Below are 21732 nucleotides of genomic sequence, written 5' to 3'. Positions count from 1 at the left end.
TCACCGTCCTCCATCCCCACCGAGGTTTCTGCCCGGACCACTGGCCGTTTGCTGGCCAGTGACATGATGGTCTATTTCATCCTGATCGGGCTGACTTGGGGAGCATGGCGGATTAGCCGCCTGGGTTACTTCGAGTCCGGCGATGACATCGGTTACTGGCTGGGCGTGGCCGGTGGCGTGATGATGTTGCTGCTGTTCAGCTACCCATTGCGCAAGCATTTCCGCTTCGCGCAGGGCTGGGGCCGGGTGAAATGGTGGTTCTGGGTTCACATGGGCTTCGGTGTCTTCGGGCCGCTGCTGATCCTGCTGCATTCCACATTCCAGGCGCGATCGTTGAACGCAGCGGTCGCGCTGTACAGCATGGTCCTCGTGGCGCTGAGCGGCGTGGTCGGTCGCTTCCTCTACGCGCGGGTCAACCGTGGGCTGCACGGCGAGCGGACCAGTCTGCATGACCTGGAAGTCAGCGCGGGACTGCATCAGCGCGAAGCAAGCTCCCTGCTGCGTTTTGCGCCGGCGGTGGCGCAACGGCTGAAGGCCTTTGCCGACGGAGAAATCAGTGTCCGACCGAATGCGCTGACTTGTCTGCGCCGGGTGTTCTGGCTGCCGGTCAAACAGTGGCTCACCTATCGGGCCTGCATGGCCGATATCCGGCCGCCGCTGCGCGGAATGGCCAAGACGGCCGGCTGGGAGCCCAGGAACCTGGCCAAGCGCGAGCGGCTGGCCGGCAAGCTCGTGCGGCGACATTTGACCTCCGTGGTGCGTGTAGCGCAATATACGGCTTATGAGCGCCTGGTTTCGCTGTGGCATGTGGCGCACATTCCGTTTGTTTACTTGCTGGTTATCAGCGTAATCGTGCACGTAGTTGCCGTTCACGCATATTGAGCAGGGGGTGGGTTGAGACGATGGCTGAACTTATGCAGGCTTCTCGCTCTTCAGACGTTACTGTGGTTCTTGGCAACGCTGTCGGGCTGGACGCTCACGCCCGTCGTTTTGGCCCAAGGCATTGAGTCCATCCTTGCGCCGGGCAAGCTCATCCAGCCGCACGCCAAGTGGGAGAACGATTGCGCGCAGTGCCATGTCAAGTTCGACCGCAAGGCCCAGGATGGTTTGTGCATGAGCTGCCACAAGGACATCGGGGCTGACGTCCGCGCCAAAACCGGCTTTCACGGGCGCATCAAGCCCCAGGCCTGCAACACTTGCCATACCGATCACAAGGGCCGCAATGCTCAGATCGTATCGCTGGACAAGAAGCAGTTTGACCACAAGCAGACGGATTTCGCGCTACGCGGCAAACACCAGCAGGTCGAATGCGAAAAATGCCATGGGGCGGGCAAGAAATACCGCGATGCGCCGGCGGATTGCATCGCCTGCCACCGAAAGGACGATGCGCACAAGGGCGCCCTGGGGGCCAAATGCGCCGACTGCCACACCGAGTCCAGCTGGAAGGAAACACGGTTTGACCACGACAAAACCCGTTTTGCGCTGACCGGCAAGCACGCCGATGTCAAGTGCGCCAGTTGCCACCGGAACAACATCTTCAAGGACACGCCGCGCACCTGCATCGCCTGCCACCGCAAGGACGACAAGCACAAGGAATCGCTGGGTCGCGACTGCGGCAGCTGCCATAGCGAACGCGGTTGGAAAGAGGCCGCCAAATTCAACCACGACCAGACCAGCTTTCCGCTGCTAGGCAAGCATCTCCAAGTCGACTGCAAGAACTGCCACAAGAGCACCATGTTCAAGGAGGCGCCCAAGGACTGCATCGCTTGCCACAAAAAGGACGACAGGCACGTGGGAACGCTGGGCACGAACTGCGCGGACTGCCACACCGAGCGCAGCTGGAAAACGACCGCTGGCCGTTTCGACCACGACCGCACCCGATTTTCATTGCGCAACGCCCATTCCGAAAAGCTGCTCAAATGCAGCGCCTGCCACCAGGACCCGCGCAGCTTTCGAAACACGCCATTGGACTGCTACAGCTGCCACAAGAAAAACGACAAGCATGAAGGCCAGCTGGGCAGACGATGCGAGCAGTGCCACAACGACAACAGCTGGAAGGTGGAAAAATTTGACCACAGTCTCACGCGCTTCCCGCTGACCGGGCGCCACCTGACGGTCACATGCAAGAACTGCCACCCCACCACGCGCTTCAAAGAGGCGTCCCGTGATTGCTATGCGTGCCACAAGACAGTTGACAAGCACCAACTGAAGTTCGGCGTGCGCTGCGAAACCTGCCATAACGCGCGCGGCTGGCCGATCTGGGAGTTCGACCACGACAAGCGCACCCCATTCCGACTGGACGGCGCACATCGCAAAGTGGCTTGCGAGCGCTGCCATCAACAGGTAGCGCCCCAGGGCAGGAATGTGGCGCCGACGGGAACGAACTGCAGCGCCTGCCACCGCGGAGACGATGCCCATGATGGGCAGTTCGGCATGCGTTGCGAACAGTGCCATGTGGCGGAGAACTGGAAAAAGATTCGGGGGCGGATCACGCCATCATCCCTTGCGCCGGCCGACCAGTTACCAACGCTAACGGCGGCGCAATGGGGGGAGCGTTACCATGCGAGCCGACGGCCCCCGGAATCGGTGATCCGGGCGCCGGCCGAACGGAGGTTCCCATGAAGCAAGCAATCAGCCGGGCGCGCGTGATGGCGCTGCTGTTCAGCTGGGCAGGGGTCATCGTGTTCGCCTGCGTCGGCCCGCAGGCCCTGGCCCAGAGTCCTCCACGCAACTTTGACCATCTCACGACGGGTTTCCCTCTCGTCGGCATCCATACCGCGCAGCGTTGTGAGTCCTGCCACATCGACGGGGTGTTCAAGGGGACGCCCAAAGACTGCGCCAGCTGCCACACCAGCGGCCTGCGACACGCCCGCTCCAACACCGTCAAGCCGCCGCGCCACATCCCCACCCAGATGAACTGCGACAGCTGTCACAACACCCAGACGTTCACCGGCGCCCGCTTCAACCACAGCGGCGTTGTGGCAGGCACGTGCGCCACCTGCCACAACGGCATCACGGCCCCGGGAAGGCCGGCCAACCACATTCCCTATCAGACGGTGGCGGGTGTGGCCATCACCAACTGCGACACTTGTCACAAGGGAGGCTTCGCCGCGTGGACACCAGCGAGGTTCCACAGCAATGTGCCGGTCAGCACGCAGTGCGCAAGCTGCCACAACGGCAGCTACCCACCGGCCGTCGGCAAGCCGAATACACCTTGGCATGTCGGGGTGACGGCTTGCGAGCTCTGTCACCGGTCCAGTAGCAACTGGCTTGCCGTGCAGTTTACGCACTCGCCCGCGAACGCGGTGGGGACCGGCACCTGCGACACCTGTCACACCGGGACCGGAGCGAGGGGAAAACCTGCCACGCACATTCCGGTGACGACGGGCCTGGCCAGATGCGACGCTTGCCACCGCTCGCAGGCGAGTTTCGCCACCGCCGTCGCCATGAACCACAGCGTGGTGACCACGAGTGCCTGCAAGTCCTGTCACAACGGCAACTACACCACCCAGGGGGTCACCGGGGCTTTGGCCAAGCCGGCCAATCACATCCCTGAATCGCAGCTGCTCAACGGCGCCGGCATGGACTGCAATGCCTGTCATGCCAGCACCGCCAACTGGGCCGGGGTGCGGATGAATCACGGCGCCAGTCTGGGCGGTGGCGCGGGCTGGTGCAAGTCGTGTCACGCCACGGGAAGCAATTACCTGGGCAACATGGAAAGGCAGGCGCTGACGCACAAAACCAAGACGCCGCCGGCCATCGACTGCTCGGAGTCCGGCTGCCACCGACCGGTGGGCAATGTAGGGGCGGCGTTTCGCAACTGGAAATGAGGTTTCATCTCCTTGCCGCGGGCGAGGCCTGACGCAAGGCTGTTCGGGTGCTGCCTGAAACGGGACCACAAGACAAGAACTAGACGACAACAAGATAACCATGAAAGCAATGATTCGACAATACGTAACGGCCAGCTTCCTGCTGTGTCTTTCCGCAGTGGCCAATGCGCAGTTGATCGAGGACGTCGAGTTCCGCCGCGAAGGAGCCCATGCGATTGCCGAGATCCGATTCGTGACGCCGATCCAGTACCGGCGCGTGATCACGGCGCGCGCGGGTGACCTCGCCCAAGCCTTCTACGATGTGCTGCCGTCGCGGGAGCTCTTAAGCCTGATTGCCGGTCAGAAGAAGGTGGTCGGCGGGGATGGCCTGCCGCGGATGGTGATCCTGGACGAAACCGTGGACCCCAGCAATCTGAACCGCAAGCTGGTGATTCGATTCAGCCCGCCCACCCGTTTCCACGTTCGTGCCGGACGCGGAGGCAAGAGCCTGGAGATCGTTCTGGAGGGGCTGGCCGACGCGGTGCCCCCGCCTCCCGTCGTGGCCAGGCTGACTCCTGCGACGGGCGCCGCGCGACGCTACTCCATCACGCTGCAGAGTTCCGCCGAGCCCGGCAAGCCGACAGCCGCCCTGCCCGCCAGTTTGCGGGGCTTTGAGATCTTCACCTCGACCCGTTCCGCAGACGGACAAACCGTTCATGACACCAACCTCGGGTATTTTGCGACCCTGCAGGAAGCCGAAAATGCACGCCGCGTCTTGCTGCGGCGGTTCCCGAAGTCGGTCATCGTGACCGTGCCACCGGCTGCCGGTGCGGCGGCGGGCGAGCCCGGCGCCCTGAGCGCGGCGGAGGTCGACGCCAAGGCGGCAGCGCTGCTGGCGGACGCCGAGTCAGCCCATGACCGTGGCGACCACGCGGCTGCGGTAGAACTGCTGGGCCAGTTGCTCAGCCTGCCTCCCAATGCCTCCTCGCGCAGGGCGCAGGAACTCATTGCCCAATCGCGACTGAAGCTGGGCGACACCGCGCGCGCGCGCGGCGAGCTTGAGCTTTTCCTGACGCTCTACCCGACCGGGCAGGACAGCGACCGTGTCCGCCAACTGCTCGCAACAATTGCGCAGCCGGCCCCCGAGGCGCCGGCCGGCAAGCCGGCCGCAGAGCCCCTGTCCAGCTGGAGCGGCTCCTTGTCTGCCTTTTATTACGGCGGAAAATCAAAGGTTCGCACGCAGGAGTTTCTCGACTCGCCCATCAGCGCTCTGCCCGAGCTGCAAAGCGACAACACCATTTCGGGCACCACCCAGAGCCAGGTACAGACCACGGCCGACCTCAACTGGCGCTACCGTGATGACGAAACCGACATGCGTTTCGTGTTCCGCGACACCCACACCAACGACCTGAGGGCCAACCGGCCCAACAGGAACCGACTGTCCGCCCTGTATTTCGACCGGCGCTCCCTGGTCAACGGCACCAGCTTTCGGGTCGGACGCCAATCCCCTACCGGCGGTGGCGTGCTGTACCGTTTCGACGGCCTGCAGGCCGGCTATCAATTCGCCCCGAAATGGAAAATCAATGCCATGGCCGGTGCGCCCAGCGATGAGTTGCTCGACACACGCAGACGCATGTTCGGCGTCTGGGTCGATGCCGAGCAGTTGACCAGCGAGATCAATGGCAGCCTGTACTTCAACCAGCAGACCATCGATGGCGAAGTGGACCGCCGGGCCATAGGCACCGAGCTGCGGTATTTCAGCGGCGGCGTGTCCGCCTCCGCGCAGATCGACTACGACACCGTCCTGCACGGCATCAACATCGCCACGCTGCAGGGCACCTGGCAGTTGCCCGACAACACGGTGTTCAACTTTCTGTACGACCGGCGTGCCACGCCGGTGCTGTCGCTGGGCAACATCCTGTTTTTCCAGGACCCCACCTTGCTCACGCCCGCCCGGCGCCTGCAGGATCTGCTTGCCACGACACCGATCACGACCCTGCGCGACCAGGTCAAGGGCATCACGGCGTACCAGACGCAGGCGCTGGCGGGGGTCACGACACCGGTGAGCCCCAACTGGCAGATTGGCGGCGACATCCGCCTGACCAAGGTGGGAGAGGTCAGGCCGGTCCCGGTTATTTTCCCCAGCGGCAGCCCGAGCACCGGCAATATCTGGAGCGTGGGCGGACAACTGATCGGCACCAACCTGTACTCCGCGCGCGACACGCATGTCTTCAATGCAAGCCATCTGCGGGGACCGACCTTCCGTGGCAACTTGCTGTCCTACAACAACCTGAGCAGTCTGGACGACAAATGGCAGCTGGAGCCTTCGCTGAGGTACTACCGCCAAACCGACAACACTGCCACCACGATTACCCGCTGGACACCGGGACTACGCGTCACTTACCGTGTGCTGCAGAAGGTTTCACTGGAGTCCGAGTTGTCCTATGAGCGATCCAAATCGAGTTCTCGCACCCGCCAGGAGTCTTCGAGCAACGCCTTTTACTCCATCGGGGTCCGCTACGACTTCTGAGCCGCCGGGAGAGCCTCTTCTCAAGGCGGCCGACCTGGCCTGCCGGCGTGGCGGCGAATGGCTTTTCAAAGCGCTCTGCTTTGAAGTCGGGCGCGGGCAGGCACTGTGGCTACGCGGCCCCAACGGCAGCGGCAAAACCAGCCTGCTGCGCATTGTGGCGGGCCTGCTGCAGCCCGACGCGGGCCATGTGATCGCGGCGACACACGGCGATCCGCAGGCGCTGCGGCGGCAACAGGTATATATCGGCCACGCCAACGCCCTCAAGGACGACCTGACGGCCTTCGAGGCGCTTGGTTTTCTCGCTCGCCTGCACGGTCGGGAGAGTTCCCCGGCTGCCGTAATGTCGGCCTTACGCCGGCTGGCCATGGACCACCGGTGCCACGCCATGGTTCGCACCCTGTCGCAGGGCCAGCGCCGCCGTGTGGCACTGGCCCGACTGGCACTGGAGCGGGTGGCAGGGCTTTGGTTGCTCGATGAGCCGTTTGATGCGCTGGATGCCGCCGGGGTGCAAGCTGTCGAAGGACTGCTGGAGGAACACCTCGCGCGAGGCGGCGGCGTGCTGTTGACCTCCCATGTGCCACCGACCTTGCCGGTGCGGCCGGTCCGGCAGCTGGTACTGGACACGGAACGGCGCGCATGAGCGCCGCGCAGAACCGCTTCAAGCAAGCTCGGCCTTGCAGGCCGCACTGCTGCGAGACGCAGCAGTTCTTCGTGCCGTCCAGGCCTGCGCGGGCAGGAGGCTTGGAGCCGCGGCACTCAGCCCCCTTGGGGGGCAGCCCGGCATTATCGGGCGTGGGGGGTCGATGAGCGCCAATGGCCTCTGGCTGGTCACGGCGCGGGATCTGAAGCTGGCCGGGCGACGACGTGTCGAGGCGCTGCTTCCGCTGGCGTTTTTCCTGATCGCCGCCAGCCTGTTTCCGCTCGGCGTGGGAGCGGAACCTTCCATGCTGCGGCAGACCGCGCCGGGTGTGGTGTGGGTCTGCGCGCTGCTGGCAGCGATGTTCTCGCTCAACACCCTTTACGCCACCGATGACGCGGACGGCTCGCTGGACCAGATGCTGCTTTGCGGCCAACCCATCATGCTGATTGCCGCCGGCAAGGCGCTGGCGCACTGGCTGCTGACCGGGCTTCCGCTCGTCGTCGCGAGCCCGGTCCTCGGTCTTTTGTTCGACATGCAGCCGCAGGCCATTGCGATCATGGCGTTGAGCCTGCTCTTGGGCACGCCTGTGCTGAGCCTGCTCGGCAGCGTGGGGGCGGCACTGACGCTGGGCTTGCGGGGCGGCGGTGCATTGATTTTGTTGCTTGTTTTACCTTTGTGCATTCCCGTGCTGATTTTTGGCGCCGGGGCCGTGGTCATGGTCGACGCGGGGCTTTCCGCCCAAGGCCATTTGTCGCTGTTGGCAGCCCTGCTCCTGTTGGCGCTGCTGGCGGCCCCCCCGGCCACGGCGGCGGCCTTGCGTATCTCGACATCGTGATGTACGGTTGACGCTTTGAAGAACCGATCCAGGCATGCCCACCCCGATCCGCTTTTTCGCTTTTGCCGCGCCGTCGCGCTTCTACACGCTCAGCGGCAGGTTGCTGCCTGGGCTGTGGGCGGCTGCCGTCCTGTTTGCGCTGGCGGGACTGTACGTCGGCTTTCTCGTGGCGCCGACCGATGCGACGCAAGGGGAGGCGTACCGGATCATCTTCATTCACGTTCCGGCCGCCTGGATGTCCATGCTCCTGTACCTGGTCATGGCCGGCTGGGCCGTCGTTGGTTGGACGATGAATGCCCGACTCGCGTCCATGGTGGCGCGCGCCATCGCTCCCACGGGCGCGATGTTCACGTTTCTCGCCTTGTGGACAGGCGCGCTGTGGGGCAAGCCGACCTGGGGCACCTGGTGGGTCTGGGATGCCAGGCTGACCTCGGAATTGATCCTGCTGTTCCTGTATGCTGGCTACATGGCGCTGACGGAGTCGATCGACGACGTGCGCAGGGGTGATCATGCCGGGGCTCTGCTGGTTCTGATTGGCGCGATCAACGTGCCCATCATTTATTTCTCGGTGCGCTGGTGGAACACGCTGCACCAGGGGACCACCATCAGCGTGACGGCCGCCCCCAGGATGGCCGATACCATGCTCAACGCCTTGCTGCTCATGGCCGCGGCTTGCTGGGCTTATGCCTTCGCGGTTGTATTCCAGCGAACACGCGCCATAGTTCTGGAACGAGAGGGAGAGGCCGAGTGGGTCGCCAAACTGGGGCGCCAATCCCGGGAGGTGTCGGCATGAACTGGAACAGCGTCGGCGAATTTCTGGCCTTGGGAGGCTACGGGTTGTATGTCTGGGGCGCCTACGCGATGGTCCTGGTGTTGATGGTGTGCGAGCCGCTACTGGCGCTGCGCCGGCACCGGCGGGCCCTGGGTGACACCGGCGGTTCCCATCCAGAGGGGCGCGTGACATGAAACCCCGTCATCGGCGCCTTGCCATCGCCGTTGGCGTGATCACCACCTTGGGCGCAGTGGCAGCGCTGGTATTGAATGCCTTTCAAAGCAACCTGATTTTCTTTTACTCGCCGTCCCAGATCGCTGCGAGTGAAGTCCCCTCGGGGCGGACGTTTCGCGTGGGAGGGCTGGTGGAGGCAGGCAGTGTGAAGCGCGAGGGCGTCGCTGTCAGCTTCGTCGTGACCGATACCGCGAAGTCGGTGCGGGTGCGCTACCAGGGCATCCTTCCGGACCTGTTCAAGGAGGGCAAGGGCGTGGTAGCGCAGGGCCAGCTGCGTGACGGCGTGTTTGAGGCCCGCCAAGTGCTGGCCAAGCATGATGAGAACTACATGCCGCCCGAAGCGGTCGAAGCGCTGCGGCGCGCCACCAAGGTCAACGCCCAGGCGGCGACGGTGACGGAGCCAGGCCGATGATTCCTGAACTCGGCCATTTCCTGCTGTGGCTTGCGCTGGGCGTCGCGGTCATCCTGAGCACTTTGCCTCTGGCGGGAGCGGCCCGCTCGAACGTGGCATGGATGGCATTGGCGCGACCGGCGGCCTACCTGCTATTTACGCTGGTGGTGCTCTCCTTTGCCTGCCTGACGGCTTCGTTTGTGCGGCACGACTTTTCGGTGCTCTATGTCGCCTCCAACTCCAACTCAGCCCTGCCCTTGGCCTACCGCGTCGCGGCCGTCTGGGGCGGACACGAGGGATCCCTGTTGCTGTGGGTGCTGATGCTGTGCACCTGGATGGTGGCGGTGGCGAGTTTCAGCCGCCATCTGCCGCTGCCGGTGCTGGCCCGGACGCTGGCGGTCATGGGACTGGTGGGCGTCGGTTTTCTGCTGTTCACGCTGGCCACATCCAACCCGTTTGAGCGCCTGTTCCCCGTGCCGGCCGACGGCCAGGACCTGAATCCCCTGCTGCAGGATCCGGGCATGGTGTTCCATCCCCCTTTGCTGTACATGGGGTACGTGGGTTTTTCGGTGGCTTTCGCGTTTGCCATCGCGGCCCTGATCGGTGGCAACCTGGACGCGACCTGGGCCCGCTGGACACGTCCCTGGACCACCGTGGCCTGGATGTTTCTGACGATTGGCATCGCCTTGGGCAGCTGGTGGGCCTATTATGTGCTGGGCTGGGGCGGCTGGTGGTTCTGGGACCCGGTGGAGAACGCCTCCTTCATGCCCTGGCTGACCGGTACGGCATTGATCCATTCACTGGCGGTGACGGAGAAGCGCGGGAGCTTCAAATCGTGGACGGTGCTGCTGGCCATCATGGCGTTCTCGCTATCGCTGCTGGGGACGTTCCTCGTTCGCTCGGGGGTGCTGTCGTCGGTCCACGCGTTTGCGACTGATCCCCGGCGGGGGCTCTTCATCCTGTGCTTCCTGACGGTGACCGTGGGGGCCTCGCTGGCGCTGTATGCCTGGCGTGCGCCCAAAGTGGGGCTGGGAGCCCGTTTTGCAGTGGCTTCACGCGAGACGATGCTCCTGGGCAACAACGTGCTGCTGCTGGTGGCCGCTGGGGCCGTTCTGCTCGGAACCCTGTATCCCCTGCTGCTCGATGCGCTGGCCATGGGTAAGATTTCAGTGGGGCCGCCGTATTTCAACTCGGTGTTCATGCCGCTGATGGCGCCCACGGTTTTCCTGATGGGAATTGGTCCCTTGGCACGCTGGAAGCAGGCCGAACTGCCGGATCTGGCTCGACGGCTTCGCTGGGCGGCTGGCGTCAGCGTGGTGGTCGCGCTGGCCACAGGCTGGCTGGCGGGCAGCATCTCGCTGGTGGCCACCCTGGGTTTGTGGATGGCCTTCTGGATCGTCGCCTCAATCCTCACGGATCTGTGGGAGACAGTGAGCCCCACTGGCGGCGCCTTCAAGGATGTGCCGCGCCGCCTCGTCCAGATACCGCGTGCCAGGTGGGGCATGATGCTGGCCCACTTGGGCGTGGCGTTTTTCTGCTTCGGCGTGGTCATGGTCAAGACCTACGAGATGGAGCGCGACGTGAAGATGGACGTGGGCGACAGCACCACGGTCAGCGGCTACACCTTTGTGTTCAGGGGCGTGCGGGAGATCGCCGGGCCCAATTACACGGCCATGCAGGGTCTGGTGGAGGTCAGCCGAAACGGCCACCGGCTCAAGGACATGCGCCCGGAAAAGCGCGTTTACCGGGTGCAACAGAATCCGATGACCGAGGCCGCCATCGCCACCGGCCTGACGCGTGATCTCTACGTCTCGCTGGGCGAACCTGTGGAAGGGGGGGCATGGATTGTGCGGGTCTATGTCAAGCCTTTCGTTGACTGGATCTGGGGCGGTTGTCTGGTGATGGCGATGGGCGGCTTGCTGGCCGCAACCGACCGCCGCTACCGCGCCAAAAAGCGCAGCGAACAGGTGCAGCCGGCTGGGCTGGTGCCGGGGACGAGCGCATGAAAAGTCTGAAGTTCCTCATTCCGCTGGGCATCTTCTTCGGGCTGGTTGCTTTACTGGCAGCCGGACTGAGGCTCGATCCCAAGGAAGTCCCCTCCCCCCTGATTGGCAAGCCCGCCCCCGGTTTTTCGCTCAGCCGGCTGGATGACCCGCATCAGGTCATCCAGCGCAATGACTTGCTGGGCAAGGTCTGGATGCTCAACGTGTGGGCATCCTGGTGCGTGGCCTGCCGCGTGGAGCATCCGCTGCTGGTGGAGTTCGCGGGGCGCAGGCTGCTGCCTGTGTATGGCCTCAATTACAAGGATGGCCGCGCGGCGGGGCAGCAATGGCTGGCGCGTTTCGGCAATCCGTACGAGGCCTCGCTCTTTGACCAGGATGGGCGCGCCGGGATTGACTGGGGGGTATACGGCGTGCCGGAGACCTTCATCATTGACCGCGCGGGGGTGGTGCGCCTCAAACACATCGGGCCCCTGACGCCCGAGGTGATTCGCACCCGCGTCGAACCGCTGGTGAGGCAACTCAATGGCTAAGCTGATTGCGCTGCTGGTCTTGGCCCTTTTCCTTGGCGTTGCCGCGGCCAAGGAGGCGCTGCCGGCTGCTGACAATCCGGTCCTCGAGGCGCGCATGCTGCGGATCGCCGCCGAACTGAGATGCCTTGTCTGCCAGAACCAGACCCTCGCCGACTCCCAGGCCGGCTTGGCCGTGGATTTGCGCGATCAGTTGCGCGAGATGCTCAGGCGCGGCGACAGCGAGCAGCAGGTCATCGACTATATGACGGCACGCTATGGTGATTTTGTTCTTTACCGGCCGCCCTTGAAGGGAGCCACGCTGCTGCTGTGGTTCGGGCCCGCCCTGCTGCTGCTGGGTGGTCTGGCCGCGCTGTTTGCGGTTCTGCGGCGGCGCAGCCGCATGCCCCCCGAGTTGTTCGAGGCCGACGAAACCGACGCCACCGATGAGCCGCCCGGCCCCAGTGCCACGCGCTGACCCCGCGCATTTCAGCTTGTTCCTCATGAACCACAGCATCCTCACCCTCCGACGGCAGCTCCTGCAACTCAAGGAGCTGCATGATGCCGGTGTCTTGCCGGCCCCCCAGTACGAGGAAAGCAAGGCGACGCTGGAGCGCCGACTGCTGGACCTGGTGCTTGCCTCGGACGCCGCGGGCCAGGTTGCCCCCGGCGCAGCGGGAGCGGGCAATCCGCCGGGTCAGCCGCCTGTGCCCGAAAGGCTCCCCCGTCGAACACTGGCCGTTCTGGCCGGGCTGGTGCTGGCGATCGCAGGCGCGGGCTATTGGTGGATGGGCTCGCCTGCCCGGTGGGGCGGGGAGCCGGTCGTTCAGTCGGAGCCGGCCGCGACAAGCCCCGACCCCGACGGCCAGCCGCATCCCATGGATGCGGACCAGATCGCGGCCATGACCGACAAGCTCGCGGCCCGGCTGGAGGCGCAGCCGCAGGACGCGGAGGGCTGGGGCATGCTGGCCCGCTCGTACACGGTACTCGGCCGTCATGCCGAAGCGCTCAACGCCTATCGGCGCGCCGTCGCCTTGCGCGCTGACCATGCCCAACTGCTGGCCGACTATGCCGACGCCTTGGCGGTGATCAACGACCGGTCGCTGGCGGGGGAACCGATGAAATGGGTGGACAAGGCGCTCAAGCTGGACCCGCGCAACCTCAAGGCGCTGTCTCTGGCCGGTACCGATGCGTTCAACCGCAAGGACTACGCCGGCGCCGTCAGGCACTGGGAACAGGTGGTGGCGTTCGGGCCGGGCGACAGCGACCTTGTGCTGCAGGCTCAGTCCAGCCTCGTGCAAGCACGCGAACTGGGTCGCCTCGCGGCCAGCCAGGCCGCAGCCGCCGGGCAGCCTCCCCTGGCGCCGCCAGGCAAGACGGTCAGCGGCACGGTATTTCTCTCGCCTGCCCTGGGCCGCCAGGCCGCGCCTGAGGATACGGTATTCATCTTTGCGCGGGCCGCCGATGGGCGAGGCATGCCGCTGGCGATCCTGCGTAAAAAGGTCAAGGACCTGCCGCTGCATTTCACGCTGGATGACAGCCTCTCCATGTCGCCGGTGGCCCGGTTGTCCGGCGCCACCAGCGTGGTCATTGGTGCCAGGATCAGTAAAACCGGGGAAGCGATGCCCCAGAAAGGTGATTTGTCGGGCGAGGCAGGTCCGGTCAACCTCGGCGCGACCGCCCTGAAGGTCGAAATTTCAAAAATTGTCGCGCAGTAGGGACTGCTTCTGGTTTTCAGGTGAAATTCGAGGGTTTTATCGACACTTCAGCCCAAGATTTCGGAAATTGCTGCACAGTAGCGGCTATTGGCAGGCCCCGTGGGGACTGCCTCATGTTGGGAATGCTTCGTTTTGAAATATATCTACCTTTATGTCGCCGTCGTCGGCGTTTTCATTGTTCTGTACCTGTTGCGGCATCGCCGCATTCACGTAGCGCACGCCGAGGAATTGCAACAGGCCATCGACAGCGGCATGAACGAGCCGCCCTCATTGCATCCCGTCATTGACCCGGCGCGCTGCATGGGGTCGGGCGCTTGCGCCAAGGCTTGTCCCGAGGACGCGCTCGGCATTGTCAACGGGAAGGCCGTTTTGAAGAACGCGGCGGCCTGCATCGGACATGGCGCCTGTCTGGCCGCCTGTCCTGTCGACGCGATCAAGCTGGTGTTCGGCACTGAAAAAAGAGGCATTGACATTCCGAACATCAGCCCGGAGTTTGAGACCAATGTGTCCGGCATCTTCGTGGCGGGCGAACTTGGGGGCATGGGCTTGATCCGCAAGGCTGCGGAACAGGGGCGGCAGGCCATGGAGTCGATCCGCAAGAGAGCCAACGGGCAAGCTGATCACGACGTGGTGATCGTGGGTTGCGGGCCTGCGGGTCTGTCAGCCGGCCTTTCGGCCATGCAGCACAAGCTTCGCTATAAGCTGATCGAGCAGGAAGACTCTCTGGGCGGGGCGGTCTATCACTACCCGCGGCACAAGATCGCCATGACGGCCCCTGTCAAGCTCGCCCTAGTGGGCAACGTGAAGTTCAATGAGGTGCAAAAGGAAAAGCTGCTTGCTTTCTGGCTCGATGTGGTGAAGAAAACCAATCTCCAGATTTCCTTCCGCGAATGCCTGGAGGGCATTGAACGGGATGGCGACAATTTCGTGGTGCGCACGAGCACCGGCCGCCATGTCACGCGCAGCGTCTTGCTGTCCATGGGACGCCGCGGCACGCCGCGCAAGCTGGAAGTGCCCGGCGAAGAGTCCGCCAAGGTGACCTATCGGCTCATTGATCCGGCTCAGTATCAGGGCCAGACGGTGCTGGTGGTCGGCGGAGGCGACAGTGCACTGGAAGCGGCCATCGCACTCTCCGAGCAGGAGGGCACCGATGTGCAGCTGTCCTACCGCAGCGAGGCGTTCTCACGCGTCAAGCAAAAGAACCGCATGCTGTTGGAGCAGCAGCAGAAGGCCGGTCGCATACAAGTGCTGTTGAGTTCCAGAGTGAAGCGCATTGCCGATCACGAGGTGGAGATCGAGCACGACGGCGCCGTTCATCGCTACCGCAATGATGCGGTGATTGTCTGCGCCGGCGGATTGTTGCCAACGCCTTTGCTTCAAAAAGTCGGCATTGAATTCGATACCAAGTTCGGGACGGCCTAACCAGGATGGGCATGGGCTTCGCCATAGGCGCGGCCGTCAACGGCCGGCTGGTCGATTTCAAGTACCTGCGCGACGCGCTGCCCGACTTCGAGAGTGACTACATCGAAGACGGCGCTGGCCATGCAGGCCATCGTAGACGCCCGCCTCGGCCCCACCGTGCGCCACATGCAGGCGCTGGGAGAGGTGTTCGTCGGCATGTGCTCATGCTATGAATTTATCGAGGCATGACCAGCCACGACAAGACAATCTGAGAACTTAGAAACTATGACAGCTTACTGTGACAAACCAGCCCGTTCTAACGCCTTCTAACGCCTCTCTGCATTCGATCAGAGGATGAGCAGCCAACAAAAAACCCTTGTAATTCATTGAATTACAAGGGTTCATTTGGTAGGCGCGATTGGACTCGAACCAACGACCCCCACCATGTCAAGGTGGTGCTCTAACCAGCTGAGCTACGCGCCTAAATACTGTTCGATCCGGCTATTGTAGCAGGGCAAAACGCAGGTCTTGCCCGGCCTGCAAAAATTGTCGCAAATAAACGCATGGCCCTCAGCGTCTTCGGGCCGATCGCACTCCCGGCACGTCGGCGACGATGCCCAGCACCTGATTGAGCCGGCCCGATTGCGCCACTTCCACCGTGAAGGTCATCCACGCCGTGCCGCCACGGTTGTCTTTGACCGACTGCGTCTGCACACCGATCACGTTCATTTTTTCCTTGGTGAAGACCTCGGAAATATCCCGCAGCAAGCCCTGCCGGTCGGCCGCTTCCACAGCCACATCCACGGGGTAGACCGCGCCGTCCGGCGTTTTCGGCGACCCCCACTCCACCTCAATGACCCGGTCGGGGCTGCCGCTGGCCATGTTGCGGAAATTGCTGCAGTCGCTGCGATGAATGCTGACGCCCTTGCCCTTGGTCACAAAGCCGAGGATCTCATCGGGCGGAGCCGGTTTGCAGCATCGGGCCAGCTGGGTCAACAGCGAATCGATGCCCACCACGAGCACATTGCCCTTGCCGCGCTGGCTGGACTTGCCGGGCTGGCGCGCTTTTTTGGCAAGCACATAGTCGTCCTGCGACAGCACGGGCTCGGGCGGCCGCAACATGTTTTCAATGGTGCGCAGGGACAACTCATCCTTGCCCACGACTTCAAACAGGTCGTCCGCCGCCTTGAAGCCCAGCTGTAGCGCCAGGTCATCCAGCTTCATGGCGGTTTTGCCTTCGCGCTGGAGCAGTTTCTCCACCGCTTCACGGCCCTTGGCCACGGTTTGTTCCATGGCCAGGGCGTTGAACCAGGCACGCACCTTGGATTTCGCACGATTGCTGGACAGGAAGCCTAGTTCGGGATTGAGCCAGTCACGCGAAGGCCCCCCTTCCTTGGCCGTGATCACTTCCACCGTCTGGCCGTTTTGCAGCGGCGTATTAAGCGGCACCATGCCCCCATCAATGCGCGCGCCACGGCAGCGGTGTCCCAGGCTGGTGTGCACGCTGTAGGCAAAGTCCACGGCAGTGGCGCCTTGCGGCAGCTCCACGATGGCGGCATCGGGCGTCAACACGTAAATGCGGTCTTCAAACAAGCCCTGCTTGGCCTCGCTCGCTCGCTGCGCCGCCGGGCCCGACAGGTCGCGCTCCCAGGCCAGCAACTGGCGCAGCACGGCAATCTTGGCGTCGTATTCGCTGCTGGCCGAGACGCCGCTGTAGCCCTTGGTGCCGGCTTCCTTGTAGGCCCAGTGCGCCGCCACGCCGTGCTCGGCATGGTCGTGCATGGCCTGTGTGCGGATCTGCACTTCGACCGCCCTGCCCGCTTCATCGCGCACCACGGTGTGCAGGGACTGGTAACCATTGGGCTTGGGCTTGGCGATGTAGTCGTCAAACTCGCCCTCAATCGGCGTGAAGCGCGAATGCACGAAACCAAGCGCGGCATAACAGCCGCTCACATCAGCGGCGATCACGCGCAGGGCGCGGATGTCGAACACCTGCTCAAAGTCCAGCGACTTGCCGCGCATCTTCTTGACGATGCTGTAGATGTGCTTGGGCCGGCCCTGCACCAGGGCGGCAATGCCGTTCTGGTTCAGTTCGCGTTCCAGTTGCGCGCGCAGGGCCTCCATGAAGCCTTCGCGCTCCACGCGCTTTTCATCAAGAAGCCTGGCCGTTTGCTTGTAGGTATCGGGTTCCAGAAAACGGAAGGCCAGGTCTTCCATTTCCCATTTGAGCTGCCAGATGCCCAGGCGGTTGGCCAGCGGCGCAAACACATGCAGCGACTCGTGGGCCAGCGCGGCCGGGGCGGACTGCCGTGTGGCGGCGTAATAGCGCAGGGTCTGCAGGCGCGAGGCCAGCCGCAGCATGACCACCCGCAAATCGCGCGAGAACGCCAGCAGCATCTTGCGCACGTTCTCCGTCTGCGCGGCGGGATCGTCCAGCAGTTGCGCATCGGCGCCTGCCGCGCGGGCCTGGCGCTGCACATAGACCAGCTTGGTGGTTTCGACCGCCAGCGCGGCATAGCTGGCGCCAAAGGCCTTGGCAATCACCTCCTGCGGCTTGTTCAGGTGCTGGCAGGAATGCACCAGGTAGATGGCGGCCTGCATGGCTTCCGAGCCGCCAATCGCCTTGAGGATGCCCACCACCGCGTCGGCGTGGGCCAGGATGTTCTCGCCGGTGTCCAGCGCTTCACTGGCAATCAGCGGCTCGGCAAAAGCCCGCGCCCGCGCCAGCGCATGCGGCTGTTCCGGCAGGCTGTCTGCCGTGGCCGTCACGATGGAGGCGCTAGCGCCCTGAGAGGCCCTTGGGGCGTCTGGCCCCAGCATATTGCTTTTCATGAAAATTCAGTCAAGTTGATCCAGCATCAAGCCAGGAGAAACTCCGTCACGGCCGCGACCTGATCCTTTGCAATCAGCGTGGGCACATGCCCTATGCCTTCAAACTCAATCAGCCGGGCATGCGGGCCGCGCCCTGTCATGGCCCGGGCCGTTTCCGGGCTCAGCAAGTCCGATAGCGCGCCCCGTATCAGCAGGGTCCGGGCGGTGATGTTGTCGTACAGCTGCCAGAGCATGGCCTCGCCCTCACGCGCGGAGGCCTCGGTCGCGAGTTTGAAGGGCACCGCAATCGCCGGGTCGTAGTGCAGCCGCAAGGGGCTGCCAGCGGCTTGCGACACGGGTTTGAGCATGGGGCGCGACAGCGCCAGCCATTGTTCTGGCGTGTGCGGGCCAAAGCCCTGGGAGACGGTCCACATGGCATCCGCCGCCTCCTGCACGGTGTTGAAATTCCCGGACTCCCCCAGGTAGGCGCCAATCCGCAGAATCGCCTGCCACTCGATGGCGGGCCCGACGTCGTTCAGCACCAGCCGGCGCACCGGAACGGGCAGTGGCAAGCCGGGCTGGCCGCACACCGCCATGCCAATCAGCCCGCCCATGCTGGTACCCACCCAGTCCAGCGTGGTGATGGGCGACGCGGCGTGCAACTGCGCCAGCAAAGCCAGTATGTCAGCCACATAGGCCGGCACCTGGTAGCCCATCGGGTCTTTCAGCCAGTCGCTTTCACCCCGGCCGGCGATATCGGGGCAGATCACGCGAATCCCGCCGGGGCCTTGCGCTGACATGCCAGCCTGCTCGCATAAAGCCTGCGCCAGCACGTCAAAATCGCGCCCTTGCCTGGACAGGCCATGCACGCACACCACCACATGGGAACTCTCGGGCTGGCCCCACTGCCAATAGGCCATGCGGTGGCCACCGGCGGCATCCAGACAGTTGACATGGTTCAGGCTGGGTTGGGTCATGGGCAGGTGGTCCGCGTAAAAGACTGGATAAGGCTTGATAATTGCTTGAGATTTTTTGGGGCGCACTCTTTGCAGCGCGCTGATGGCATCGTAAATCATCCGGAGAAACTTCATGCTCAAAGGTAAAACAGCCCTCGTCACCGGCTCGACCAGCGGGATCGGCCTGGGCATCGCCAAGGCGCTGGCCGCACAGGGTGCCAGCATCGTCCTCAACGGCTTTGGCGATGTGGAAGGCCCCAAGGCAGAAATTGAAGCGCTGGGCGTGAAAGTGGCCTACCACGGCGCCGACATGAGCAAGCCGGCCGAGATTGAAGACATGATGAGGTTTGCCGCCGTCCAGTTTGGCCGGGTCGACATTCTGGTCAACAACGCCGGCATCCAGCATGTCGCCCGCATCGAAAGCTTTCCGGTTGAAAAATGGGACGCGGTGATCGCCATCAACCTGAGCAGCGCCTTTCATGCCACCCGCCTGGCCCTGCCCGCCATGCAGTCCGCCGACAACGGCAAGGGCTGGGGCCGCATCATCAACGTTGCCTCGGTGCACGGCCTGGTCGGCTCGGCCGAAAAATCGGCGTATGTGGCCGCCAAGCACGGCATCGTGGGCCTGACCAAGGTCACCGCCCTGGAAAACGCCACCAGCGGCGTGACCTGCAATGCCATCTGCCCGGGCTGGGTGCTGACGCCGATGGTACAAAAACAGCTGGACGCCAAGGTCGCGGCGGGTGGCATCTCCAACGAAGCGGCCACCGCGCAATTGCTCAGTGAAAAAGAGCCTTCGCTGCAATTCACGACGCCCGAGGAACTGGGCGCGCTGGCACTGTTCTTCTGCTCACCGGCCGGCAACAACGTGCGCGGCGTGGCCTGGAACATGGATGGCGGCTGGGTCGCACAGTAAGCGGTTCTTTTTTACAGCAACCGGCTGACGTAATCGCCAATCGCCAGCGAACTGGTCAGGCCCGGCGATTCAATGCCGAAGAGGTTGACCAGCCCGGCCACGCCGTGCTCGGCCGGCCCCTGGATCAGAAAATCCTTGGCCGGCTCGTCGGGCGCCTGGATTTTGGGGCGCATACCCGCATAACCAGGAATCAGGGCTCCGTCCTGCAGCGCAGGCCAGTACTTGCGCACCTCGGCGTAAAAGGCATCGCCACGCGCCGGGTCCACCACCAGGTCGTCGGGCGAGTTGACCCACTGCACGTCGGGGCCGAACTTGGCCTGGCGCCCCAAGTCAATCGTGAGATGAACACCCAGGCCCGCGGCCTCGGGCACCGGGTAGATGAGCCGTGAGAACGGTGAGCGGCCCGACAGGGTGAAGTAATTGCCCTTGGCGTAATGGCTGGGTGGTACAAATTTCGGCGCCAGCCCGGCGAAGCGACTGGCCAGGGCCTGCGCCTGCAGGCCCGCAGCGTTGACCACGGTGCTGGCCTGCAGTTCCGTGCCGTCTTCAGCTATCAAAATAATAGCATCTTGCGCAAATTGCGCCTGGGCCAGTGGCGAATTCAGCACCACAAGACCGCCGGCGTTCTCCAGATCGCCCTGCAGCGCCAGCATCAGGGCATGGCTGTCCACAATGCCCGTACTGGGTGAATGCACCGCCGCCACGCATTCGAGCTGCGGCTCCAGCGCCCTCGCCTCTTCACGCGTGAGCAGCACCAGGTCATGCACGCCGTTGGCGGCGGCCTTGGCGATGATGCCCTGCAGCTGCGCCAGCTGCGCATCGCCGGTGGCCACAATCAGCTTGCCGCAGCGACTGTGGCCTATGCCGCGCGCGGCACAGTAGGCGTAGAGCAGCTCTTTGCCCTCAACACAGAGCCGGGCCTTGAGCGAGCCCTGCGGGTAGTAGATGCCGGCGTGAATGACCTCGCTGTTGCGTGAACTGGTGCCGGTGCCAATCGCATCGGCCGCTTCCAGCACCATGACCTCCCGGCCCTGCAAAGCCAGGGCCCGCGCTACCGCCAGCCCCACCACGCCGGCGCCAATCACCACGCAATCAAGTTTGTCCATTGTGAACCCAAGCCCTCTCAAAACCGCCAAACACATGGACCGCACGGGTCCCCAAGATGTCCCGCAAACACCCCTATTTGCACGGGATGCCGCCGGTCTGAAAACTCAAAGCACGCGCGGGTCGGTTTTCAGCAGCAGATCAACCAGCGAGCGCAAATGCGCCTTGAGCGATTCAAAACCCGGCGTTATCGCCAGCGTCTCTTCGTTCATGTAGAGCTTGCGGTTGACTTCCAGCTGTATGCTGTGCCGCTGCTGGGCCGGATTGCCGTAGCGGCGCACCAACTCCACGCCCTTGTAGGGATGGTTGTAGGCCACCTGGTAGCCCAGTGCGGTCAGATACCCGCAAACCAGTCTGGACAGGGCCACGCTGGCGGTGGAGCCTTCGCGGTCTCCCACCACAAAGTCGGCGTGCTTTTCGCCCGGGAAATCCGTAGCGCTGCTCGAAGCCACGGCCGGCATGGAATGGCAATTGATATGGATGCTGTAGCCATGCGCCAGATGCGCGGCATCAATGGCTTGCGCCACGGCGGCGTGGTAGGGCTCCCAGCATTGCGCAATGCGCGCCTGCACCTCCGCCACGCTGAGCTTGCGATCGTAAATCGGCACGCCATCGTCGGTGGTGCGCCAGATCAGCCCCTTGCCGAGGCGGACCTTGGACAGTATTTTGGGATCGGTCTCCACCGGCCCGGGCCAGGGTTCGTCAAACAGCGTGACGTCCATCTCGGTGGTGTTGCGGTTGGCGTCGAGGTAGCTGCGCGGAAAATGCGCTTCTATCCAGTGCACGCCCAGCGCGGGTGCGAAGTCATAGAGTTTTTCCACATGCGTGTCTTCGGCCTGGCGCAAAGTCGGCATCGCGCAGGCGTATAAAAAATCCGGCGGATAGCTGGTGCCGCTGTGGGGTGAATCGAAGACCAGGGCGCTGCTTCCAGGCAGATGGGTGATGAGCTGCATCACCCGACTTTAGCAGCAGGCTTCGCGCCGGAACAGATGGCCCCTTGCAAGGCGGCACACCCTGCAAAGACACGCATCGCAGAAACGCAATATTTCCGTTTGTCCTACAGGAATTTACTTTTTGCGCTCACAGCCCGGCCAACAGCGGGAACT

At 63.7% G+C, this 21732-nt stretch carries 20 protein-coding genes and 1 tRNA gene; 16 read left to right on the top strand and 5 right to left on the bottom strand.

Going from position 1 to position 21732, the window contains the following annotated elements; translation table 11 throughout:
• Nucleotides 1–63 precede the first annotated feature (63 nt).
• The 15 genes from PJE01S_RS15690 (at nt 64) to PJE01S_RS26200 (ending at nt 15088) form a co-directional block, all read left to right on the top strand.
• Entirely contained in the window at nt 64–882 is an 819-nt protein-coding gene (locus PJE01S_RS15690; RefSeq protein WP_157090356.1) for a hypothetical protein, read from the top strand.
• 69 nt (nt 883–951) lie between these two features.
• The gene (locus PJE01S_RS15685; RefSeq protein ID WP_068834581.1) at nt 952–2622 is read left to right on the top strand and encodes a cytochrome c3 family protein; all 1671 of its coding nucleotides are present in this window, start codon (nt 952–954) and stop codon (nt 2620–2622) included.
• The gene (locus PJE01S_RS15680; RefSeq protein WP_068834580.1) at nt 2619–3830 is read left to right on the top strand and encodes a cytochrome c3 family protein; all 1212 of its coding nucleotides are present in this window, start codon (nt 2619–2621) and stop codon (nt 3828–3830) included. The genes PJE01S_RS15685 and PJE01S_RS15680 overlap by 4 nt, the downstream gene beginning before the upstream one ends.
• A 100-nt stretch (nt 3831–3930) precedes the next feature.
• Entirely contained in the window at nt 3931–6339 is a 2409-nt protein-coding gene (locus PJE01S_RS15675; protein ID WP_157090355.1) for a tetratricopeptide repeat protein, read from the top strand.
• Entirely contained in the window at nt 6254–6979 is a 726-nt protein-coding gene (gene ccmA, locus PJE01S_RS15670) for a heme ABC exporter ATP-binding protein CcmA (protein ID WP_084389588.1), read from the top strand. Before PJE01S_RS15675 ends, ccmA begins: the two co-directional genes overlap by 86 nt.
• A 163-nt stretch (nt 6980–7142) precedes the next feature.
• Entirely contained in the window at nt 7143–7814 is a 672-nt protein-coding gene (ccmB, locus tag PJE01S_RS15665; RefSeq protein ID WP_068834578.1) for a heme exporter protein CcmB, read from the top strand.
• A 34-nt stretch (nt 7815–7848) separates the two neighbouring features.
• Nucleotides 7849–8607, top strand: a complete 759-nt coding sequence (gene ccmC, locus PJE01S_RS15660; protein WP_068834577.1) for a heme ABC transporter permease CcmC — start codon at nt 7849–7851, stop codon at nt 8605–8607.
• Nucleotides 8604–8780, top strand: a complete 177-nt coding sequence (gene ccmD, locus PJE01S_RS24580; protein ID WP_084389587.1) for a heme exporter protein CcmD — start codon at nt 8604–8606, stop codon at nt 8778–8780. The genes ccmC and ccmD overlap by 4 nt, the downstream gene beginning before the upstream one ends.
• Nucleotides 8777–9232 carry a cytochrome c maturation protein CcmE gene (ccmE, locus tag PJE01S_RS15655; RefSeq protein ID WP_068834576.1) on the top strand — a complete coding sequence of 152 codons (456 nt, stop codon included), beginning with the start codon at nt 8777–8779 and terminating at the stop codon, nt 9230–9232. Before ccmD ends, ccmE begins: the two co-directional genes overlap by 4 nt.
• Nucleotides 9229–11217 (top strand): heme lyase CcmF/NrfE family subunit, encoded by a 1989-nt coding sequence (locus PJE01S_RS15650; RefSeq protein ID WP_068834575.1) that lies wholly within the window; start codon nt 9229–9231, stop codon nt 11215–11217. Before ccmE ends, PJE01S_RS15650 begins: the two co-directional genes overlap by 4 nt.
• The gene (locus PJE01S_RS15645) at nt 11214–11744 is read left to right on the top strand and encodes a DsbE family thiol:disulfide interchange protein (RefSeq protein ID WP_068834574.1); all 531 of its coding nucleotides are present in this window, start codon (nt 11214–11216) and stop codon (nt 11742–11744) included. The genes PJE01S_RS15650 and PJE01S_RS15645 overlap by 4 nt, the downstream gene beginning before the upstream one ends.
• Nucleotides 11737–12198: a cytochrome c-type biogenesis protein gene (locus tag PJE01S_RS15640; RefSeq protein ID WP_068834573.1), complete on the top strand. Its 462-nt coding sequence runs from the start codon at nt 11737–11739 to the stop codon at nt 12196–12198. Before PJE01S_RS15645 ends, PJE01S_RS15640 begins: the two co-directional genes overlap by 8 nt.
• Before the next feature lie 25 nt (nt 12199–12223).
• The gene (locus PJE01S_RS15635; protein ID WP_157090354.1) at nt 12224–13438 is read left to right on the top strand and encodes a c-type cytochrome biogenesis protein CcmI/CycH; all 1215 of its coding nucleotides are present in this window, start codon (nt 12224–12226) and stop codon (nt 13436–13438) included.
• 132 nt (nt 13439–13570) lie between these two features.
• Complete coding sequence (locus tag PJE01S_RS26205; RefSeq protein WP_068834571.1) at nt 13571–14860, top strand: NAD(P)-binding domain-containing protein; 1290 nt, start codon at nt 13571–13573, stop codon at nt 14858–14860.
• 93 nt (nt 14861–14953) lie between these two features.
• On the top strand, nt 14954–15088 hold the full coding sequence (locus PJE01S_RS26200) for a hypothetical protein (RefSeq protein ID WP_281178616.1): 135 nt from the start codon (nt 14954–14956) through the stop codon (nt 15086–15088).
• A 157-nt stretch (nt 15089–15245) separates the two neighbouring features.
• Here PJE01S_RS26200 and PJE01S_RS15625 read toward each other — a convergent pair.
• The 3 genes from PJE01S_RS15625 to PJE01S_RS15615 form a co-directional block, all read right to left on the bottom strand.
• A tRNA-Val gene (locus tag PJE01S_RS15625) sits at nt 15246–15322 on the bottom strand.
• An 87-nt stretch (nt 15323–15409) separates the two neighbouring features.
• A complete protein-coding gene (locus PJE01S_RS15620; RefSeq protein ID WP_068834570.1) occupies nt 15410–17671 on the bottom strand; it encodes a RelA/SpoT family protein in 2262 nt (753 codons plus the stop codon).
• Between the two features lie 26 nt (nt 17672–17697).
• The gene (locus PJE01S_RS15615; protein WP_068834649.1) at nt 17698–18627 is read right to left on the bottom strand and encodes an alpha/beta fold hydrolase; all 930 of its coding nucleotides are present in this window, start codon (nt 18625–18627) and stop codon (nt 17698–17700) included.
• 112 nt (nt 18628–18739) lie between these two features.
• Here PJE01S_RS15615 and PJE01S_RS15610 point away from each other — a divergent pair, with 112 nt between their 5' ends.
• Nucleotides 18740–19522 carry a 3-hydroxybutyrate dehydrogenase gene (locus PJE01S_RS15610; protein WP_068834569.1) on the top strand — a complete coding sequence of 261 codons (783 nt, stop codon included), beginning with the start codon at nt 18740–18742 and terminating at the stop codon, nt 19520–19522.
• A gap of 11 nt (nt 19523–19533) precedes the next feature.
• Here PJE01S_RS15610 and PJE01S_RS15605 read toward each other — a convergent pair whose 3' ends face one another.
• Together PJE01S_RS15605 and PJE01S_RS15600 are read right to left on the bottom strand one after the other, a co-directional pair.
• Entirely contained in the window at nt 19534–20628 is a 1095-nt protein-coding gene (locus tag PJE01S_RS15605; protein ID WP_068834568.1) for an NAD(P)/FAD-dependent oxidoreductase, read from the bottom strand.
• A 105-nt stretch (nt 20629–20733) separates the two neighbouring features.
• Nucleotides 20734–21579, bottom strand: coding sequence for an N-formylglutamate amidohydrolase (locus tag PJE01S_RS15600; protein WP_068834567.1), 846 nt, complete (start codon nt 21577–21579; stop codon nt 20734–20736).
• Nucleotides 21580–21732 lie beyond the last annotated feature (153 nt).

It is taken from the genome of Polaromonas jejuensis NBRC 106434, assembly GCF_001598235.1.
Classification (GTDB): domain Bacteria; phylum Pseudomonadota; class Gammaproteobacteria; order Burkholderiales; family Burkholderiaceae_C; genus Polaromonas; species Polaromonas jejuensis.
Note: the sequence above shows the minus strand (reverse complement) of the source record. Positions and strands in the feature narration are given on the sequence as shown.

Bases quoted from the DNA above. Each gene is read 5' to 3' on its own strand.
- PJE01S_RS15610 (WP_068834569.1), top strand. From the start codon at position 18,740: ATGCTCAAAGGTAAAACAGCCCTCGTCACCGGCTCGACCAGCGGGATC.
- PJE01S_RS15600 (WP_068834567.1), bottom strand. From the start codon at position 21,579: ATGCAGCTCATCACCCATCTGCCTGGAAGCAGCGCCCTGGTCTTCGAT.
- PJE01S_RS15675 (WP_157090355.1), top strand. From the start codon at position 3,931: ATGAAAGCAATGATTCGACAATACGTAACGGCCAGCTTCCTGCTGTGT.
- PJE01S_RS15635 (WP_157090354.1), top strand. From the start codon at position 12,224: ATGAACCACAGCATCCTCACCCTCCGACGGCAGCTCCTGCAACTCAAG.
- PJE01S_RS15680 (WP_068834580.1), top strand. From the start codon at position 2,619: ATGAAGCAAGCAATCAGCCGGGCGCGCGTGATGGCGCTGCTGTTCAGC.
- PJE01S_RS15650 (WP_068834575.1), top strand. From the start codon at position 9,229: ATGATTCCTGAACTCGGCCATTTCCTGCTGTGGCTTGCGCTGGGCGTC.
- ccmD (WP_084389587.1), top strand. From the start codon at position 8,604: ATGAACTGGAACAGCGTCGGCGAATTTCTGGCCTTGGGAGGCTACGGG.
- ccmE (WP_068834576.1), top strand. From the start codon at position 8,777: ATGAAACCCCGTCATCGGCGCCTTGCCATCGCCGTTGGCGTGATCACC.
- PJE01S_RS15640 (WP_068834573.1), top strand. From the start codon at position 11,737: ATGGCTAAGCTGATTGCGCTGCTGGTCTTGGCCCTTTTCCTTGGCGTT.
- PJE01S_RS15605 (WP_068834568.1), bottom strand. From the start codon at position 20,628: ATGGACAAACTTGATTGCGTGGTGATTGGCGCCGGCGTGGTGGGGCTG.
- PJE01S_RS15615 (WP_068834649.1), bottom strand. From the start codon at position 18,627: ATGACCCAACCCAGCCTGAACCATGTCAACTGTCTGGATGCCGCCGGT.
- PJE01S_RS15690 (WP_157090356.1), top strand. From the start codon at position 64: ATGATGGTCTATTTCATCCTGATCGGGCTGACTTGGGGAGCATGGCGG.
- PJE01S_RS15620 (WP_068834570.1), bottom strand. From the start codon at position 17,671: ATGAAAAGCAATATGCTGGGGCCAGACGCCCCAAGGGCCTCTCAGGGC.
- ccmA (WP_084389588.1), top strand. From the start codon at position 6,254: ATGAGCGATCCAAATCGAGTTCTCGCACCCGCCAGGAGTCTTCGAGCA.
- ccmC (WP_068834577.1), top strand. From the start codon at position 7,849: ATGCCCACCCCGATCCGCTTTTTCGCTTTTGCCGCGCCGTCGCGCTTC.
- PJE01S_RS15645 (WP_068834574.1), top strand. From the start codon at position 11,214: ATGAAAAGTCTGAAGTTCCTCATTCCGCTGGGCATCTTCTTCGGGCTG.
- ccmB (WP_068834578.1), top strand. From the start codon at position 7,143: ATGAGCGCCAATGGCCTCTGGCTGGTCACGGCGCGGGATCTGAAGCTG.